Source organism: Helicobacter sp. 23-1046, from assembly GCF_053654635.1.
Window position 1 is genome coordinate 210,184 of sequence record NZ_JBSIUS010000002.1, and the last position, 18,409, is coordinate 228,592.

Genomic DNA, 18,409 nt, shown 5'->3' on the forward strand with positions numbered 1-18,409 from the left:
AATGAAAAACAATAATGCCTATGAGCTCTACCAAGCCAACTCGACAATGGTAGAATCACCAATTAAATTGGTGGAAATGCTTTATGAAGGAATCTTGCGTTTTTGTGCGCAGGCGAAGCGGTATATGGAGGCTGGGGATATTGAAAAAAAGGTGTATTTTATTAACCGCACGACAGATATTTTCACAGAGTTACTAAATACGCTTGATTACGAGCGTGGTGGAGATGTAGCGACTTATCTTACAGGATTGTATATGCACCAAATTAAGCTTCTTACGCAAGCTAATGTTACCAATGACACACAAAAAATAGATATTGTTATAAATGTGGCTAAAGGACTTTTAGAAGCGTGGCGAGAAGTCAATGCTGATGAGCTAATGCAATATGAGAGCTAGGAATGAGAGAATCTAAAGAGATTAACCAAGAGCAACAATCTCACGCTCAAGCTGAGATTATGGTGCGAGCGTGGTTAGATTCCCTAAAGATTGCTCTTATGAATAATGACGAAAATAAAGCCTTCGCACTCACACAAAACCTTCCAAACCTATTAAACCAAGCAAGTTTGGAATCAAAACTCCAAGCAAAAGAACTCATCTCTCAAACTATCGAGTTGCTTCAACTCCACAAAAATCACACAAGACTATCAATGGAGCAAATTAGGGCGGCAAAAAATTTTTTCTCTTAAATCTTTTATTGCCAAACAATCACCAAGATGCCTTTCGATAATCTTGTGCTACAATGTGGGTTTAGATTCCCATTTTAAAGGATAAGAGTGCAAGTCCGTGTGTATTTTGAGGATACAGATTGTGGGCAAATCGTGTATCATACTAATTATATAAAATATTGTGAGCGTGCTAGAAGCGAGTTGTTTTTTAGCAATGGATTTAAGCCTTATGTAGATGATTGCGGGTTTGTGGTGAGTAGCATTGAGGCGAAGTTCCATACCACAGCAAGGCTTGGCGATGTGTTAGAAGTGCGCACAAATATTATCCAAATTAAGCACAGCTCGCTTATTGCTCACCAAGAGATTTATAGAATCTATGATGGATTAAACCAAAAAGATGATGAGCGTTTAATCTTTAGTATGGATTGCCTGCTTGCTTTTGTGGATATAAGCAAGCAAAAAATTGTAAAGATTCCGCCACAGATGCGTGAAGTCTTACAAAAGACACTTGGTGGTGATAATGCCTAAGAATGCTCCACAACCCACAAACAACCCACAAGACAACTCCTTGCCCCCATTTAAGCAAGAGCTAGACATAACGCCACTTATTTCTTATCCCACGCGCTGGGAGTATATCATTATTGGTAAAGATGAGAATCACATCAAATCCGCGCTCGATGAGATTCTCCTAAATAAAGAATATGAAATCACCGCTCATAAAGTCTCTGCAAAGGGGAATTTTACTAGCATTCATATTGCCTTAGAAGTTGCCTCTAAGGAGGAACGCGATGAAATTTTTCACACTTTAAAAAGCCATAGTGCCGTGAATATGGTGATTTAATGCGTTTTGGTAAAATTGCTTACCTCAATCTTTTGCCTTTTGATAGCTTTATTAAGTCCTATCCATTGCCCTCACAAGTCAAAGCATTTATCACGCTTAAAAAATCTTATCCCGCCAAACTTAACAACGACTTTTTCTTTAAGCGCATTGATGCGGGCTTTATCTCTTCAATCGCAGGAATGAAAAGCCATTATAAAAAATGTGTCGCCCCAAGTGGAATCATCGCCAAAGGAGCGGTATGGAGCGTGATAGTAAAGCACGGAGAGGGATTTGATTATCAATCAAGCACTTCAAACGCGCTTAGTCAAGTGCTTGATTTGCAAGGAGAGGTGCTTATCGGCGACCGCGCTTTAGCGTATAAAAAATCTGGCGGAGAATATATCGATATGGGTGAAGTGTGGTGGGAGAGAGAACGCCTGCCTTTCGTGTTTGGGCGATTGTGCTTTAGTAAGCATAAAGAGTTGCTTTTACGCATAAGCAAGGCGTATAACGCCAAAACGCGCTCAAAGCGCAAAAAAATCCCCCGCTATCAACTCCTAAACGCACAAAGCACAAGTGGGATAGAATCTGCTTATATTTTAGAGTATTTAGAGCATATCTTTTATGAGATTGGGGCGAAAGAGCGCGCAGGATTAGAGCGATTTTATCGCTTCGTGCGCTTAAAGCGATTGTTTTTGAAAAGAAGTTTTAGAATCTAAACACTCAAGTATTTTGAGAGCATTTTGGTATTCCTCTTTAGTGTTGCAGTTTATGCTAAGGAGTTCATCTCGCACATTGATATGGGTGGAGTTGAGTGTGTGTATGAGCGAGGCGATTTTAAACTCGCCTTTTTGCAATGCTTTCTCTATCGCTTCAACCGTGTTTTTGCACCAAATGCTTAGTAAAAAATGCTCTTTGCTCTCTTGGTGGGAGAGAATCTGTGAAATGTAGGCAACTTGTGCGTTTTTTTCTTCTAAATGTGTAAAAAGCTCCGCAAAATATCGCCCATTTAAAAATGGGCTATCCACACTCATAAAAGCAATAAATGGAGAGTCTAGCACTTCAAATGCCCTTTTAATGCCAAAGAGCGGTGAAAACAGCGATGTATTTGTCTTGTCGATGGGCGTGCTTGATTCTGCGATGATGTTTTGTTTGGGTATGTTTGTCGCTCCATTATCCCATTTCACACACACAAATACTTCGCTAAAATATCTTTGCATTGATTGAAAGCAAAATTGCACCAACAAACCATTGCCAAATGGCAAAGTTGCTTTATCTTGCCCCATTCTTTTACTTCTCCCACCACACAAAATCACACAGGGGAATCCAAGCGCATTAGTGCTTTGCAATCCACGCCTTACTTTAGCGTCATTTGTGCTCTTTGGTGGCATTTTTTATCCTTTTAGTCGATATTGTGTTTTTTATTGTATTATTGCATTATATCTCAACAATAAAGGTTTTGTATGCTTGTGGATTCTTTTGGACGCAAGATTGATTACTTGCGTATCTCGCTTACCAAGCAGTGTAACTTTCGTTGCGCATATTGTATGCCAAATACTCCTGATGACTTTTTTGACACGAATGCCCTGCCTTTGCCAAAACTTTTAGAATTTTTAAAAATTGCTATGGATAATGGAATCCAAAAAATCCGCATAACAGGCGGAGAGCCACTTTTGCGTGAAGATATTGCGGAGTTTATCGCAGGCATTTATGCGCATAATCCAAGTATGGAAATCGCAATGACAAGCAATGCTTTCTATCTCCAAAAATATGCCAAAGCTCTTAAAGAAGCGGGATTAAAGCGCATTAACATATCCTTAGATTCTCTAAAACCAGAACGCATAAAGCAAATCTCAAAACGCGATGCCTTACCACAAATCTTAGCAGGGATAGAATCTGCCCTGCAAAATGGGCTAAAAATCAAGCTCAATATGGTCGCCTTAGAAATAAACAAAGATGAAATCCTTGATATGCTCGAGTTTGGCAAAGAGCGCGATATTTTAGTGCGCTATATCGAATTTATGGAGAATATCCACGCTAAGCAAAATCTCACATCACTTTCACGCGAGGACATTGTAAGCATTATTAGCACGCGCTATGCTGTGCGTGAAGTAAAAAAGGAGTGCTTTGGTCCTGCAAGGCTTTATGAGATTAGCGAGGGAGCGAATGTAACTAAGCCCTATGCTTTTGGCATTATCGCGCCACACGAAGATGATTTTTGTGAAAGTTGTAATAGAATTCGCCTCACAAGCGATGGAATCTTGTGCCCTTGTTTATTTTATCAAGATGCTGTGAGCGTGAGAGAAGCGATTTTGGCAGGAGATAGAGAGCAAATGGAGGAGTTATTAAAACTTGGCGTGCAAAATAAGCCACAAAAAAATCAATGGAGTGCCAATGAAGTTTCCACGCGTGCCTTTTATCACACAGGCGGATAAGAGATTTGGGAGTGCTATGAAGCGATTAGGAGTAAATATCGACCATATTGCTACTCTAAGAGAAGCGCGCGCCATAAATGACCCAAATCCCCTGCAAGCAATCTTTATCGCTCACACCGCAGGTGCGCACCAAATCACACTCCACTTGCGTGAAGATAGGCGACATATCCACGATAGCGATGTGTTGCAGATTATCCAAGCCTCGCCACTACCTATAAATGTCGAATGCTCGATGAATGCACAAATTATCGAGTTTTTGTGCGAGCTTAGACCACAGCGCATTACTCTTGTGCCTGAGAATCGCGCTGAGGTAACCACAGAGGGCGGATTAGAGTTGCTTCATAACGCTAAGCACATACAATCTCTTATGCGCACTTTTGAGAATCTAGGCGTAAAAACTACGCTTTTTATCAACCCAGATATAAAAACTATTGCGCTTGCAAAGGAGTTAGGAGCGAGTGGCGTGGAGCTTCACACAGGCAGATACGCTAATTTATGGTTAATGGCAAATACCAATCTTTCGCGCACACAGCATAGTATTAAGGAGTTTGAACTCCACCAAGATATGCTTGTCAATGAGTTAGCATTAGAGGTTGAGGCACTTACAAAGAGCGCGAAAAAGGCGCAAAAATTAGGATTAGATTGTTTTGCTGGACACGGATTGCATTATCACAATCTCACGCCAATCCTTGCAATCCCTGAGATTACTGAGCTTAATATCGGGCACGCTATTATCGCGCGTGCAGTGTTTGTGGGACTACAAAACGCCATAGAGCAAATGCTTAGTGCAATGGCACAAGACTGCTAAAATATGACACACAACAAACCAAGCATAGCCATTAGCATAGGCGATATAAATGGTGTTGGTTTAGAGATTCTCTTGCGAGAACATAGCTTTGTGTGCGAACTTTGTCAGCCGATATATTGCGTGCATAGTGAGATTCTTAGCCAAGCAAGCAAACTTTTAGGAATCCAAGTGCCAATACAAAAACACTGCATAAACCCCCCAAAGAATTGGAACTCCCAGTTGCCTGATATTCGCATCGCCTGCATTGATGAGGGCAGTGGGCGATATAGTTTTGAGAGCTTTATGCACGCGTGTGATTTGGTAGATTCTAACCAAGCCCAAGCACTTGTAACATTGCCAATCCATAAAGAATCGTGGCACAAAGCGGGCGTGAGGTTTATCGGTCATACGCACGCCTTAAGAGAGCGGTATAAAGCAGAGGCGATTATGATGCTTGGTTGTGAGGAAATGTTTGTGGCATTATTCACAGAGCATATTGCACTTCGTGCTGTGAGTGAGCGTATCAAGGAAAAGTCATTATGCGATTTTTTGCTCTCTTTTGCGCGGTGTGTGCGATTAGATGAGCCTTGCGCGGTGCTTTCGCTTAATCCACATTGTGGTGATGGCGGGCTTATGGGGAGCGAAGAGGAGGACATTAACAATGCTATAATCAAAGCAAATACGGCACTCCAAAAGCGTGTATTTTTTGGACCTTGCGCGTCAGATTCTCTCTTTGCTCCGCATAATCGTGCAAGATTCCGCTATTTTGTAAGTATGTATCACGATGTGGGATTGAGCGTGCTTAAGGCATTGTATTTCGAGCAAAGTATCAATGTCAGTTTAAACCTCCCAATTATCCGCACCTCAGTAGACCACGGGGTGGCGTTTGATATTGCTTATAAAGGTATTGCAAGCACGCAGAGCTATAAAAATGCCCTGCTTTATGCACTCAAAGCCATAGAAAAACAAGGAGTTATTTGATTTTTGCCTTGCTAGAGGCACGATTAAGAATAAAAAGCAGCAATGCAACCCAAGCAAGGACAATAGGAATCACAATAAATGGAGGAATGTCAAATTGCTCTATGATATTTGCTACCACATTGCCCGCAAAATATGAAATGCCACCTACCAAGATAGCCCATAGAGCACACGCAAGCGTGTTGTAAAGCAAAAAGATTCTAAAATTATACCGACTAATGCCAATGCTAAGTGGCACGATAAAGCGCACAATATGGATATATTTGCTAAGGAAAATGGCTATCTTGCCATAACGGCGAATCCACACCTGACATAACGCAATTTGCCGTGAATAGGCAGAAAACATCGGGAGAATGTCCTTTTTATAATACCGTGCTAATACCGCACTAAGTGAGCTACCAAGCGTATTAGCACAAAAGGCAACCACAATGCACACACCTATATCCATTTTCCCAAAGGCACTCATTGTCGCTGCGGCGATAAGCCCCACATACCCGCCATACAAGCAGTATAAAAATAACAATAAGTAACCCCAAGATTCTAATCTAGCAATGACTTCTTCCAATTATAGTCCTTATACTAAGCAACCTTAGTAAGTAAAGCGCACAAATACATTAAAACTACTACCCCTGCGCCAAGTGTAATCACGCGAAGCCGTAGTATTATAGAATCCATACGATTTATATTTATGGTATATAAATCCTCCGCCAAAATCTAACTTCATATTATCCTGTTGCCACGCGCTATATTGGAGCATTAAAGAAATCTCTTGATAATCAATAAATGAAGCCATTGCTTGGAGTTTAAAATTCTTTATATCCACATCACCATAGAGATATGCGCTAAGGAGGTTGTTATAAAAATATGGCGCAAGCAACGCAGAATTTCCTATTCTCCCGAGCGTGTTGCCATAATAATGTGTAGTATCGCTAATACTCCAAATCCCACCTGTGCCCTCTCTACCAAAGACATAATGCGCACCAACGCCAATATGGAAATCTTCATAAAGAGTGATTCTCTCATCAGCCCACGCTAGCACGCTAAAATCCTGCCCGAGCGCATCGGGGACATCTCTTTGGTCGGTGTTGCCATATTGGGCTAATCCTTTTAGGTTTGTTTGGAATCTAACATTTTGTGAGCCAATCTCAAAACTTGCCACCGCTCCAGCTTGCCAAAGCAACGAAGCACCCGTATAAGTGAGAGCATTAGCAGAATCCCACACCGCTACGCTACCAAGATTTGAGCCAGATGGAAATTTTGTGTTAAGCAAGCCAAAAACATCAAATAAAATATTTTGGTTGCTAAATCGCACGCCACCTGTTATCACTTCACCGCCCACAGAGCTATTTTTAGAATCTGGGCTATAAGGCACAAGCAAACCAAGCGCACTTCCATATACCGCACCAATCTGCCCTCTTTTGTATCCTGTATTGAGATAGGAGTTCGCATACAACGCATATATATCAAAGCGATTGGTGATTGAATATGCTACCCCAAGTCCTTGCACATTGCCAGCTACCCAAGGTAGCGTTAAATAATCGCTATTAAATCGCCCAAGACTTGCTTCTATATGCGCCTTTTGAGAGCCATCATCTTCTCTAGCACCTTTTTTATATTTGACATACGCATCAGAAATATCCCCCACGCTTGCAGAACTTCGAGCATCTAGCGGGATATTCCACGCACCAATCGCACCAAGTCCTACACTAAATCCACTGCTTCCAAAACCAAATGTCGCACCGCTACGCGCACTTAGTGTGAAGTCGTTGCGTTGGTTATATCCTGCTGTGAGGTAACCAAAAGGGTTTATATCCACTTCCATTGCACTTAGCAATGCTGTGCTACTTAGGAGTAATCCTGTGAGTTTTTTCATTCTCTATCCTTTTTAGTATTAGTAAAAATGCGCGTGATTATACTTTATTTTTTACAAATTCTTGTATATTTTTTCTCACTCCATCGATTAAACGCGCCCTTGCCTTATCATAAGCCCACGCATAATGTGGCGTAATGATGAGTTTATGGGCAATCATTGGATTGAGTAAAGGGTGGTTTTTTGCCATTGGTTCGCTTTGAAGCACATCAGTTCCAAAATAAAAATTTTTAGATTCTAAAGCTGTGGCGACATCTCGCTCATTGACAATGCCACCTCGCCCCATATTTAGTAGTATTGCCCCATCTTTTAGTAAGCCCAAATTACCACTATGTAAAAGATTGTTAGTGTTTTCATTAAGGGGTGCGTGGATAGAGATAATATCACTTTCTTGCAAGAGGGAATCGAGACTTTTTTGTGTGAGGTTAGATTGCGTATTTTTCCCACTTGTGGAGTAATAGCTCACATTTGCACCAAAACTTTGAGCAATATCACTGACGCGCTTGCCAATATTACCTAAGCCAATAATCCCCCACTCCAAACCATCGAGCTCGATAATAGGCTCTTTAATATGCGTGAAAATCACACTTTTACTCCAACCACCACTTTTGCAATATTCATCAAAATAGCGCAGATTCCCTAAAAAATTAAGAGCTATCATTAGCGTGTGTTGCGCTACGGCATTAGTGCTATAACCAGCGACATTTTTCACTGCTATACCTTTTTGCTTAGCGTAGTCTAAATCCACATTATTCATTCCTGTGGCCGTGATACAAATAAGCTCCAAGTTTGGCAACTGCGAGAGAATTTCGCTATTTAAAACCACTTTATTGGTTAAAATGATATGCGCGTCTTTACTCCGCTCAAACACTTCATTTGGCGCAGTAGTGGGGTATGTCTTAAAATTCCCAAATTCCTTAAAAACACTCAAATCACACTCACCCAAACTTAGCGCGTCTAAAAAAACAATATTTTTCATTTTCTGCCTACCTTTTGTTAATTTGCTTTTGTATAAGAGTATAATAAATTTTCTAAAACTAACAAATAATTCTCAAAGGATTTTTATGCCAAGTGTTTCTAGTTTGAGAGGGTATAGCAAAATCGTCCATACACTTTTAGAATCTATTCCCTACATACGCGAGTTTCGTGGGAGTGTGATGGTGATTAAATACGGCGGTGCAGCCCAAATCACACCGAGCTTAAAGGAGAGTTTCGCACTTGATTTAGTGTTGCTTTATATGGTTGGCATTAGACCTGTGGTGATTCACGGCGGTGGCAAACGCATTGATGAAATGCTCCAAAAATTGGGGATAGAGAGTCATTTTGTCGATGGCTATCGTGTAACAAACAAAGAATGTATGAGTGTAGTGGAAATGGTGCTAAGTGGGGAAATCAACAAAGAAATTACAGCATTTTTAAATCATCACGGCGCAAAGGCGGTGGGCTTAAGCGGTAAAGATGCGATGATGCTCCAAGCCAAGCCAAAAGACAATGGCGCGTTTGGCTACACAGGAGAAATCACAAAGGTAAGCACGGAATTACTTGATAAAATTCTTCGTGATGATTTTATCCCTGTTATTGCTCCTGTGGCGTGTGGGCAAGATAGTTTGGGATTAAACATTAACGCAGATATTGCTACTTGTGAAATTGCCAAAGCCCTAAAAGCACAAAAAGTCATTTTTCTTACCGATACGGCTGGCGTGCTTGATTGCAACCAATCTCTCATAAGCTCGCTTAATCCCACAAAAATCGCCGAACTAAAAAATAATGGTGTAATATCTGGCGGAATGATACCAAAGCTAGAGGCGTGCGTGGGTTGCGTGCAAAATGGTGTGCAAAAAGCTCATATCATTGATGGGAGAGTGGAGCATTCGTTGCTTTTGGAGCTTTTTACCGCTCAAGGTATCGGCACACAAATCCTCCCACAATGAAAGCAAAGGCAAGGAGATGACGATTGTTATCCATCGTGCAAATAGAGTAGGTGATAATGTCGTAGCGATTAGGGCATTTTACGCGCTTAAATGTCTCTTTCCACAATCGCGTTTAGTCGTTGCGACAAATGGCATTGGAGAGAATCTTTACGCACACTTGCCATTTATAGACACCTTGCTAAACTTAGATTCTAATCCAAATGCACTTAGCACGATAGATTGTATTGATTATTTTATCATTACGCATCGCACTAGCGTAAATATCGCCTTTGCAAAAGCCACCAATGCGTGCAAAATAATCGTTCAAGCACATTTGCATTGTCTGTTTTCTCCGCGCTTTATAATAGATTTTAATTTTTTCACTAACCTCCGCACTGAAAGTGAGAATCTCCTGCGTCTTGTGCGTTTGGTGGATAAGCGCGCATTTGATAATGGCATAAAAAATATAGATTTTAGCAATGCAAGACTAAAGATTGCAGCGCAAAATAGCAATTTTGTGCGTGGGTTTTTTGATTCAAACACAACGCATTTTAGCGATAAAAATCGCCCAATCATTGGCATAAATTTTTTTGGTTCGGGTGGGATTTGTTATTTTAGCTTGCAGACTTGGCGTGAAATTATACAAACCATAGCGCAGGAATTTCGCGCGTGCAATTTCATTATTTTAACTGCCCCCCCCCATAAACTTAAATCTTTTGATATACCAAATATAGCGATTTTTGCGAATAATGCGGATTTGCTTAATCTCGTGGCAATTACGGAGCGATTTAGCGCACTTATTAGCATCGATACAGGAAATGTGCATATTGCAGATAATTTGAGGATTCCCACACTTGGAATCTCTACACCAAAAATGGCAAAAAAGTGGCGTGGTGGCACTTATGGTGGGAAATTCGCACAATTTATAATGCCAATCTCTGGCGAGCATAATGACTTGCTGTATAAAGAGGCATTGCTTGATTACGCACGAGCACAGATTCCAATGCTTATAGAATCGAGCTCTCAATAACTTGGCGCAAAATACAAAAACTTGGTAACTTCGCTGGAAGCAAGAAATAATTGGTGTTGCCACTATGGATAGAATCCAACTCTTTGCCATTTTCTAAGCGAATGACAAAAAGACGCAAGTAATACGCATCATCACGCATAAAAATCTCACCAATTTCATTTTTCACACACTCAATCTCACTACCAAGTGGCGCAATGATTTGTTTTGGCTCATTTGGATAAATGCTAAATTTACACAATGCTTTAGTCCCGCTCTCATCGACAATAGCATTGACTTGATAGCTTCCCTCGCTTAGCGCAGTAGCGTGGTTTTGCGTATCGGTGCGCTGGTATGGTCTATGAATGATATAGCCATCGGTAAATCCACGATTTTTAAGCGTGTGGAGCTCGCTTTGATAGAATTTTGTATCGTTGATTCCGTGCTCGTAATCATCGATTGCCTTGCGATAGGTGCGTGCGGTGATTGCTGCGTAATACAGCGATTTCGTGCGCCCTTCAATCTTAAACGCACTAATCGCCCCAGAATCTAGGATTTCTTTGATATGGCTAGCGAGATTTAAATCCTTAGCATTAAAGATATGCGCCCCCACACCCTGTTCTTCTTGCACCCTCATCATTACGCCATTATCAGGATTTTTTACATAAAGTTCGTTTGTGTCAAATGCCACTAATTCATCATTTGCTTTATTTTTTACAAAATATTCATAATCAAAGCGACAGTCATTGGCGCAACTTCCACGATTGGGGACGCGCCCGTTTTGCAGGGCAGAGATGAGACATCGCCCAGAAAATGCAAAGCACATACTGCCGTGTATAAACATTTCTAATTCTAAGTTTGGCAGGGCTTTTTTAATCTCCATAGCGTCTTTTAAACTTAGCTCACGCGCCGCTACAATGCGCTTCACTCCCAAATCATAAAATACTTGCGCATCGAGCACATTTAGCACATTTGCCTGCGTGGAAAGGTGGATAGGGATTTGTGGGGCGACTTGTTTGGAGAGCCTCACCACACCCGGTGCAGCGATGATAAAGGCATCGGGTTTGAGTTCTGCCATTTTGGCGATGTGAGATTCTAAGAGTTTAAGTTGAGCGTTAAAGGGGAATCCATTGATAGTTACATAAATTTTTTTCCCTCTTTGGTGTGTGTAATCAATAGCTTGCGCGAAACTTTCCATATCAAATTCCTTGCCGCTTCGCGCCCGCAACGAAAAATGACTTACTCCCCCATATACAGCATCAGCACCATAAGCTAGGGCGATTTTTAGTTTTTGGAAATTTCCAGCAGGAGAGAGCAACTCGACTTTTGTGCTTGTTTGGTTTGTATTTTTAGCAACTTGAGTAAAAGGGGAATGTGCGCGCATAGAATCTCAAAGATAGAGTTATTGTTTTTTACCAAAGGAGGCGATGAGTGCCTCAATTTCATTGTCATCGGCGACATCATCTTTATCATCACCTGCGATATACACCGCTGAGCTCACTCGCTTGCTATCATCGATTTTGCTCTCAAATAAAGAGTTCATATATTGTGCCAAAGCACGCATCACATTGATAACGCGCTCAATCTTTTGACGATGAATATCTTGGAATTGCATCAAATCCATCGCTTGCATCGAAGCATCGCTAATGCTATTGCACGATTGTTTGATTTCATCGCTAAGTGCATTTATTTTTTTTACTTCTTCAAGGGCATTTTGAAAGGTTTTGATATGTGGGAAATTCGTGCATAGCTTGCTAAATATCTCTTCTTGGGAATCTAAAAAGGCTTTTAATTGTTTGTTTTTTTTGCTTATGTCATCAGAGCACGAACTCATAATCTCTAGCTGGTCAAAAATCTGTGTGCCCTTGATTTCAGAATCTTTGGTTACATCATCGAGTTGATGGACGACTTTGTGGTCATCATTTGGTGGAGGTGGGGGCCATTGCCTATCTGCTTCTACGCGATAATTATCTTCTGTGATACATTCTCCCGTTTCGCATTCTTTTGAATCACCAGAATCTTCACCACCATCAATACTTTCTTGGATATTATCACCATCCATCAATGCGTCTAATTCTTCTTGTGTCATTGCTTAGCCTTGCAAAAATTTGCCACTATTATAGCTATGTTTTGGTAGCTTTTGGTGAAAATGCCACATTTTTACGCAAAACTCACATTTATAAGACATAACATTATCAAAGTGTAAATGTATGTGAGAGTCCAAAAATATCATTTTGTAATGTTTTAATCTTTGGGCTTAAGAGAGCCCTAAAGATTAAAAATGCAACCCTAACAAAAATTGCACATTGTGCATTGTGTGAGTGGTGCTTGTGCCTACTAACTCTGGGTTTTGATAAGTGTATTGGAAACTTAGTGCCAAAGGAAGCACGGGGAATTTTACTTTTAACCCAGCATTAAGTGCCCAAGTATCGCTAAAAACTTTATTGAAACTTGAATAGTTTGCTCCGACATAAGGTGTCAATCGCACACCAAGCCCAAAATTTGTGCCAATAGACGCGCCATATTGCCCATTATTTACAGAATCTCCGCCGTATTTTTGTGAATAAAAATCAATTTTTGCCTGAGGAGCGACCACAAAACCAAATGTGCCAAGCCAGATTCTCGCGTATGCGCCATAATTGTTTGGGTTATATCCATTGCTTGATATTTTGCCACCACTGAGTCCGATTTCAGGGCTTACTTCAAGCACACCAAGACTTGCACTAAATGCCGAAGTAACGCTTAAAAACATTGCCAAAAGAAGCTTTTTCATACTATCTCCTTAGATTTTAGGATTGTTTTTATCTTGCAATTTTACTTACCCTTAAATAACGAAAGATTAGGGGTGTAAATTTTGGATAAAAATCGCCAAAATGATAGCATAAAAGCCATTTATTATTATTTTAAAATGTGATTTTTGCTACAATTTTGGAATTTACTTTAAGGAGGTTGCAAATGACAATTACAGATTCTAAGATGTATTTTAACCGCGAACTTTCGTGGTTGAGGTTTAATACACGCGTGCTTGATGAGGCTAAAAATCCAAACATTCCGCTTTTGGAGCAATTAAAATTTATTGCTATCTATGGGACGAATTTAGATGAATTTTATATGATACGCGTGGCTGGGCTTAAGCGATTGTATGCGAGTGGTGTTACAGAAGTGGGTGCAGATAAGCTAACGCCATTACAGCAACTTACCCATATTCGCAAATATTTGCATACACAGCAAAATGTGGTGGAAAAGATTTTTGCCGACATCAAAAAGGGGTTGAATGCAGAGAATCTCCACATTAAATCCATTAGCGAGCTTAATGCAAGCGATAAAAAGGTGCTAAAGGAGTATTTTACAAATTATTTATATCCTGTGATTGTGCCTGTGCTTGTGGATTCCACACACCCATTTCCGCATTTAAACAATCTTTCCTTTGCCATTGCATTGAAGTTAAAAAGCGGAGAAAAAACCTTTAAATACGGCATTATCAGAATCCCGCGCGTTTTGCCACGGTTTTTTGAGATTGAGAGTGGCATTTTTATCCCTATTGAGGATATTGTGGGGAGCTTTGCTGAGGAATTTTTTAGCGGGTATGAAGTGCTCACCTATACACCATTTCGCGTTACTCGTAATGCAGATATGGAGATTGAAGAGGAGGAGGCAGATGACTTTTTCCAAATTATGAGCGAGAGCATTAAGACACGGCGCAAGGGCGAGATGGTTCGCTTAGAGATTGGCAAAAGTGAAGAGGATTTGCAAAAATTTGTTTTTGATAGCGTAAAAGTGGATAAAGAGGACACTTACATCTACAATACCACTTTTTTGATTAACCTTAGCGGATTGTGGCAAATTGTCGGCTCAAAAGCGTATGCACATTTGACTACCCCACCTTTTAATCCAAAGATTCTCCCCCCACTTGGCAATAACAGCGATATTTTTTCCACATTGGATAATCATAGTGTGCTTATGTTTCACCCTTATGAGAGCTTTGATTCTGTGGTGCGCTTTATCCAAAGTGCCGCCAAAGACCCAGATGTGCTGAGCATTAAAATGACGCTTTATCGCGTGGGGAAAAACTCGCCAATCGTGCAAGCCCTCATCGAAGCCGCCGAAAACAACAAACAAGTAACGGCATTAGTGGAGCTTAAGGCACGGTTTGATGAAGAGAATAACTTGCATTGGGCAAAGCGACTAGAAGCCGCTGGCGCACATGTGATTTATGGAATCTCGGGGCTAAAGGTGCACGCTAAAATCGCTTTAGTGATTAAAAAACTTGGTAACAACCTTAAAGAGTATGTCCATTTAAGCACAGGAAACTATAACCCCAGCACGGCAAAGATTTACACCGATTTGTCATTGATGAGTGCGCAAAAAGAGTTTGTCGCTGATGCGGTGAAGCTCTTCCACTCACTCTCCACAGGGAGCTCACATAAGACAATGCTAGGCAAGCTTAAAATCGCTCCCACACAGATAAAGAGCGAGATTCTCTCGCTTATCGAGGGCGAATGTGCTAAAAAAGAGCAGGGGCGAATCATAATGAAAGCGAATGCTTTCGTGGATATTGATGTGATACGCGCGCTGTATAAGGCATCTCAAGCTGGTGTGAAAATTGATTTGATTGTGCGTGGGATTTGCTGTCTGCGACCGGGCGTGAAAGGTGTGAGTGAGAATATCCGCGTATTTTCTATCATTGGGAAATATTTAGAGCACGCGAGAATCTATTATTTCAAAAATGCGAAAACGCCTATTTACTTTGCTTCGGCGGACATTATGCCACGCAATTTGGAGCGTAGGATTGAGATTTTAACCCCAAGTATTAACGCAGAAATGAGCGAAAAGCTCCTTGAGATTCTTAATATCCAACTCAAAGATAATGTCCAAATGCACGAGCTACAAAGCAATGGCGAGTATAAAAAGTTAAGCCCTCTCTCTAACCAAAAACCTCTAAGCTCGCAAATTGTGTTTGAAGAAATGACAACAATGCTCTATAATGAGGCAAATAAAGCCACTCACGCCACAAAGGCAAAAAAACTTGTCAAGCGAATGATGGGCGAGTCTTAAGGGCTTTTACCTAAGGATTGAGAGGATTTGCGTGTGCTTTTTTACAAATATCGCATAAAAAATTTCATCGCCCTTGCCTTTGTGCTAAGCGCGATTTTTGGCGTGGCGTATGTGCTTATGCGTGTTTTTATGGTGCAAAGCAACATTGATGGCGCGAATCTTTTGAGCGCGGAGTTTGCGCAAATGTTTATTATGGGGGCGCGATTTGATATGCGCGTGGTTTGCATATTTGCCGCGCTAGTGGTGCTTTTGGGTTATATTATGAGCCTTTGTAAAGCGGTGGGAGCACGAGAGAGAGAGAGAGAGTAGCGCGGCGCGCGTCCTTTGTGCGAATCTCGCTACATTTATCCCCAAATTTACACTAATCTTAACCGCACTTTGTGCCTTTATCGTGGCATTGAGCGCGTTTGTGAATTTTTATTATTTTGCCACTTATCACACCAAAATTGACGCGTTTATTTTCGGGCTAAAGGACGATGAGACAGCGACAATTTTAGGCATAATTTTTAATGATTATCCGCTAATTCGCGTGATTTTGGCAAGTGTGATTTTTAGCGTTGTGTGCTATAAAGTTGCAAAAATTATTTTGGGTGCGAATTTAGCGCGATTCACACGCTTTTTAAGCCACACTACATTTGCAAAACTCCCACGATTCGCACGAATCGCATTTATTTTTACCGCGAATCTTTTGCTTTTGGGTGTGATATTTTTGGGGATTCGTGGCTCTGTGGGGACATTTCCGCTAAAAGAAAACGAAGCAAATTTTAGCACAAATCCACTGCTTAATCATATCGCTATAAATCCCATAATGGCGTTTGTTTGGGCACTTGGCAACTATCAAAATCAAGATAAATTCGCGCCTATAAATGTGGAGGATTTGCGTAAATTAGAAGCCGAACTTTTCCCCATTTTTGCGCACAATTCGCAACAATCTATCAAAAATCCCCCACATATCGTAGCCGTGCTAATGGAGAGCTTTGGCAATAACGCATTGTCGCTGTTAGATTCGCCAAATTGCGATTTGCTAGGGAGTTTTAGAGCGCATTTTGAATCTGGCAAGATTCCACACAAAAATCAAAGCGATTTTACATTTCGTGCGTTTTTATCCGCGCAAAATGGGACTGCGGCAAGTTTCGCGGAGCTGTTTTTCAATTCGCCAAGTGCTACGATTAGCGTAAGTAGCGTAAAAAATCGCAAAATCGCGCTCACCCCCTTTGATATTTACAAACGCGCGGGGTAGAAGTGGTTTTTATCACTTCGGGCAACCGCTCGTGGCATAATTTAGGCGATTATATCATCACGCAGGGCGCAGATAAAGTTTTTGATAAAAATGAGCTAATACGCCTTTATCCCCAAAGTGCAGAGTTTGAGAGCGATTATGGAGTGCCTGATGAATACGCTTTCAAACTTGCGCTTGAAATTTTGCAAAATGCCACAAAGCCCACATTTATCGCAATGCTAACGATTTCAAATCACCCGCCATATAAGATTCCCACGCATTTTACGCTACCGCATTGTAATATAGAGTCGTTGCGTGAGTATTTTAACAATGACAATATTGCTAAAAACCGTGAAGCTGTGAATGCCTTTGCATACTCAAGCAATGCGTTTGGCGACTTTGTGGGCGTGATTAAGGCGGATTCGCGCTTAAAAGATTCGACTATTATCGCTGGGAGTGGCGACCATAAATTGCGCGATTTAAAAGCTTCGCAAAATCTCGCACTAGAACACTCCGTCCCGCTGTATATGTATATCCCACCGCGCTACACGGGCGATTTTAAGGGATTTGCGTTTGAGCGCGATAAACTCGGTTCGCACAAGGATATTTTCCCCACGCTGTATGCGTTGAGTTTGAATGACTATGATTTTTTAACGCTGGGTGGGCGCAATCTCTTTGATAGTAATGCAGATTCGCGCTATAATTTCGCAATCAACGGCGCATTATGGATTGATGAGTTTGGAATCTACCCAAATGGCGCAAAAATGGGCTACACATACACATTGCAAAACGGCGAATTTGTAATGAGTGGCGAATCTGTCGCATTATCGCAGGAAAAAGCGGACTTTATGGAGCGATACAACGCGCTAAATAGAGCGCAAATCAACTATCGTGTGGGAGATAAATAAAAGCTAACAATCTGTTAAACCACCAAATTTTCGCACACGCTTATGAAATTGTTTAATGATAGATTCTAATTCCTTAGCACTAAAGTCTGGCCACAGCGTGGGAGTGAAAAAGAGCTCTGCATACGCACACTGCCAAAGTAAGAAGTTTGATAAGCGCATTTCTCCTCCTGTGCGGATAAGCAAATCCACCTCGCTTGCTTCTTTAGTATCAAGGGCGTTTTGAATGTGGTTGGTGGTGTATTCTACTGCCTTTGTGTGCGAGAGATTGCGTATTTGAGTGAAAATATCACATTTTTGCAAGTTTAACACTGCACGAGCGATTTCGTTTTTCGCACCATAATTGAGTGCGAGAAATTGCGTTAATCCTGTGTTTTTGGCGGTAGATTGTTGCATTTTTGTGATGAGCTTTTGGAGTTTTGGTGAAAAGACACTTATATCCCCAATAACCTTAAAACAAATATTATGTTTCTCATAAGTTTTGCGCTCACTTTGCAAATATTGCTCTAAGAGTTTCATTAAAAATTCTACTTCTTGTTTGGGGCGTAACCAATTTTCGGTAGAAAAGGCATAAAGCGTGAGATAGCTAATGTGTGCCTTAGCGCAGTATTTTGTGATTTCACGCACGACTTTTGCTCCCATTTTATGCCCATAAGTGCGCGTTTTGTTGCGATTTTTCGCCCACCTACCATTGCCATCCATTATGATAGCGAGATGCTTTAAGTGTTGTTGTGTCATCGTGTCCCCATATAAGTTCTTAT

General features: G+C 41.0%; 22 protein-coding genes. 14 read left to right on the plus strand and 8 right to left on the minus strand.

Annotated features, from left to right (window positions below):
* The first annotated feature begins 1 nt into the window (after position 1).
* From fliS to ACWIUJ_RS07415, 5 genes are all read left to right on the plus strand, one after another.
* Positions 2-394, plus strand: coding sequence for a flagellar export chaperone FliS (gene fliS / locus ACWIUJ_RS07395; protein WP_454150624.1), 393 nt, complete (start codon positions 2-4; stop codon positions 392-394).
* Between the two features lie 2 nt (positions 395-396).
* Entirely contained in the window at positions 397-684 is a 288-nt protein-coding gene (locus ACWIUJ_RS07400) for a hypothetical protein (RefSeq protein WP_454150626.1), read from the plus strand.
* Positions 685-771: 87 nt separating this feature from the next.
* A complete protein-coding gene (locus ACWIUJ_RS07405) occupies positions 772-1,191 on the plus strand; it encodes an acyl-CoA thioesterase (RefSeq protein ID WP_454150627.1) in 420 nt (139 codons plus the stop codon).
* Positions 1,184-1,504: an HP0495 family protein gene (locus ACWIUJ_RS07410; protein ID WP_454169990.1), complete on the plus strand. Its 321-nt coding sequence runs from the start codon at positions 1,184-1,186 to the stop codon at positions 1,502-1,504. The genes ACWIUJ_RS07405 and ACWIUJ_RS07410 overlap by 8 nt, the downstream gene beginning before the upstream one ends.
* Positions 1,504-2,202 (plus strand): MqnA/MqnD/SBP family protein, encoded by a 699-nt coding sequence (locus ACWIUJ_RS07415; RefSeq protein WP_454169992.1) that lies wholly within the window; start codon positions 1,504-1,506, stop codon positions 2,200-2,202. Before ACWIUJ_RS07410 ends, ACWIUJ_RS07415 begins: the two co-directional genes overlap by 1 nt.
* On the opposite strand, the gene ACWIUJ_RS07420 is transcribed toward ACWIUJ_RS07415, so the two are convergent.
* Positions 2,164-2,874: an NTP transferase domain-containing protein gene (locus tag ACWIUJ_RS07420; RefSeq protein ID WP_454169993.1), complete on the minus strand. Its 711-nt coding sequence runs from the start codon at positions 2,872-2,874 to the stop codon at positions 2,164-2,166. The two genes, ACWIUJ_RS07415 and ACWIUJ_RS07420, sit on opposite strands and share 39 nt — an antisense overlap.
* Positions 2,875-2,946: 72 nt before the next feature.
* Between ACWIUJ_RS07420 and moaA the strand changes: the two genes are divergently transcribed.
* The 3 genes from moaA to pdxA are packed head-to-tail and all read left to right on the plus strand — an operon-like array spanning position 2,947 to position 5,686.
* On the plus strand, positions 2,947-3,918 hold the full coding sequence (gene moaA / locus ACWIUJ_RS07425) for a GTP 3',8-cyclase MoaA (RefSeq protein WP_454169995.1): 972 nt from the start codon (positions 2,947-2,949) through the stop codon (positions 3,916-3,918).
* Between the two features lie 16 nt (positions 3,919-3,934).
* Entirely contained in the window at positions 3,935-4,726 is a 792-nt protein-coding gene (locus tag ACWIUJ_RS07430; RefSeq protein ID WP_454170039.1) for a pyridoxine 5'-phosphate synthase, read from the plus strand.
* Between the two features lie 3 nt (positions 4,727-4,729).
* Positions 4,730-5,686, plus strand: coding sequence for a 4-hydroxythreonine-4-phosphate dehydrogenase (gene pdxA / locus ACWIUJ_RS07435; RefSeq protein WP_454169997.1), 957 nt, complete (start codon positions 4,730-4,732; stop codon positions 5,684-5,686).
* Here the strand turns inward: pdxA and ACWIUJ_RS07440 are convergent.
* From ACWIUJ_RS07440 to ACWIUJ_RS07450, 3 genes are read right to left on the minus strand one after another with little or no spacing between them, the layout of a single operon-like run.
* Positions 5,679-6,248: a DedA family protein gene (locus ACWIUJ_RS07440; protein WP_454150639.1), complete on the minus strand. Its 570-nt coding sequence runs from the start codon at positions 6,246-6,248 to the stop codon at positions 5,679-5,681. The genes pdxA and ACWIUJ_RS07440 overlap by 8 nt on opposite strands.
* A 24-nt stretch (positions 6,249-6,272) precedes the next feature.
* Positions 6,273-7,556, minus strand: coding sequence for a hypothetical protein (locus ACWIUJ_RS07445; RefSeq protein ID WP_454169999.1), 1,284 nt, complete (start codon positions 7,554-7,556; stop codon positions 6,273-6,275).
* Positions 7,557-7,593: 37 nt separating this feature from the next.
* Entirely contained in the window at positions 7,594-8,532 is a 939-nt protein-coding gene (locus tag ACWIUJ_RS07450; protein ID WP_454170001.1) for a D-2-hydroxyacid dehydrogenase, read from the minus strand.
* Positions 8,533-8,617: 85 nt separating this feature from the next.
* On the opposite strand from ACWIUJ_RS07450, the gene argB reads away from it, so the two are divergent.
* Positions 8,618-9,484, plus strand: coding sequence for an acetylglutamate kinase (argB, locus tag ACWIUJ_RS07455; RefSeq protein WP_454150645.1), 867 nt, complete (start codon positions 8,618-8,620; stop codon positions 9,482-9,484).
* Positions 9,485-9,500: 16 nt separating this feature from the next.
* Positions 9,501-10,493, plus strand: coding sequence for a glycosyltransferase family 9 protein (locus ACWIUJ_RS07460; RefSeq protein ID WP_454170003.1), 993 nt, complete (start codon positions 9,501-9,503; stop codon positions 10,491-10,493).
* On the opposite strand, the gene ACWIUJ_RS07465 is transcribed toward ACWIUJ_RS07460, so the two are convergent.
* From ACWIUJ_RS07465 to ACWIUJ_RS07475, 3 genes are all read right to left on the minus strand, one after another.
* Positions 10,471-11,853 (minus strand): peptidase U32 family protein, encoded by a 1,383-nt coding sequence (locus ACWIUJ_RS07465; protein ID WP_454170005.1) that lies wholly within the window; start codon positions 11,851-11,853, stop codon positions 10,471-10,473. The two genes, ACWIUJ_RS07460 and ACWIUJ_RS07465, sit on opposite strands and share 23 nt — an antisense overlap.
* An 18-nt stretch (positions 11,854-11,871) precedes the next feature.
* Positions 11,872-12,558 carry a chemotaxis protein gene (locus ACWIUJ_RS07470; protein WP_454150651.1) on the minus strand — a complete coding sequence of 229 codons (687 nt, stop codon included), beginning with the start codon at positions 12,556-12,558 and terminating at the stop codon, positions 11,872-11,874.
* 186 nt (positions 12,559-12,744) lie between these two features.
* Positions 12,745-13,242, minus strand: a complete 498-nt coding sequence (locus tag ACWIUJ_RS07475; protein WP_454150653.1) for a hypothetical protein — start codon at positions 13,240-13,242, stop codon at positions 12,745-12,747.
* A 182-nt stretch (positions 13,243-13,424) separates the two neighbouring features.
* On the opposite strand from ACWIUJ_RS07475, the gene ACWIUJ_RS07480 reads away from it, so the two are divergent.
* The 4 genes from ACWIUJ_RS07480 (at position 13,425) to ACWIUJ_RS07495 (ending at position 17,651) form a co-directional block, all read left to right on the plus strand.
* Positions 13,425-15,524 (plus strand): RNA degradosome polyphosphate kinase, encoded by a 2,100-nt coding sequence (locus ACWIUJ_RS07480; protein WP_454150654.1) that lies wholly within the window; start codon positions 13,425-13,427, stop codon positions 15,522-15,524.
* A 33-nt stretch (positions 15,525-15,557) separates the two neighbouring features.
* Complete coding sequence (locus tag ACWIUJ_RS07485; protein WP_454170007.1) at positions 15,558-15,833, plus strand: hypothetical protein; 276 nt, start codon at positions 15,558-15,560, stop codon at positions 15,831-15,833.
* 100 nt (positions 15,834-15,933) lie between these two features.
* Complete coding sequence (locus tag ACWIUJ_RS07490) at positions 15,934-16,764, plus strand: hypothetical protein (RefSeq protein WP_454170009.1); 831 nt, start codon at positions 15,934-15,936, stop codon at positions 16,762-16,764.
* 2 nt (positions 16,765-16,766) lie between these two features.
* Complete coding sequence (locus tag ACWIUJ_RS07495; protein ID WP_454170011.1) at positions 16,767-17,651, plus strand: sulfatase-like hydrolase/transferase; 885 nt, start codon at positions 16,767-16,769, stop codon at positions 17,649-17,651.
* Positions 17,652-17,654: 3 nt separating this feature from the next.
* Here ACWIUJ_RS07495 and ACWIUJ_RS07500 read toward each other — a convergent pair whose 3' ends face one another.
* Positions 17,655-18,386: a di-trans,poly-cis-decaprenylcistransferase gene (locus ACWIUJ_RS07500; RefSeq protein WP_454150658.1), complete on the minus strand. Its 732-nt coding sequence runs from the start codon at positions 18,384-18,386 to the stop codon at positions 17,655-17,657.
* Positions 18,387-18,409 lie beyond the last annotated feature (23 nt).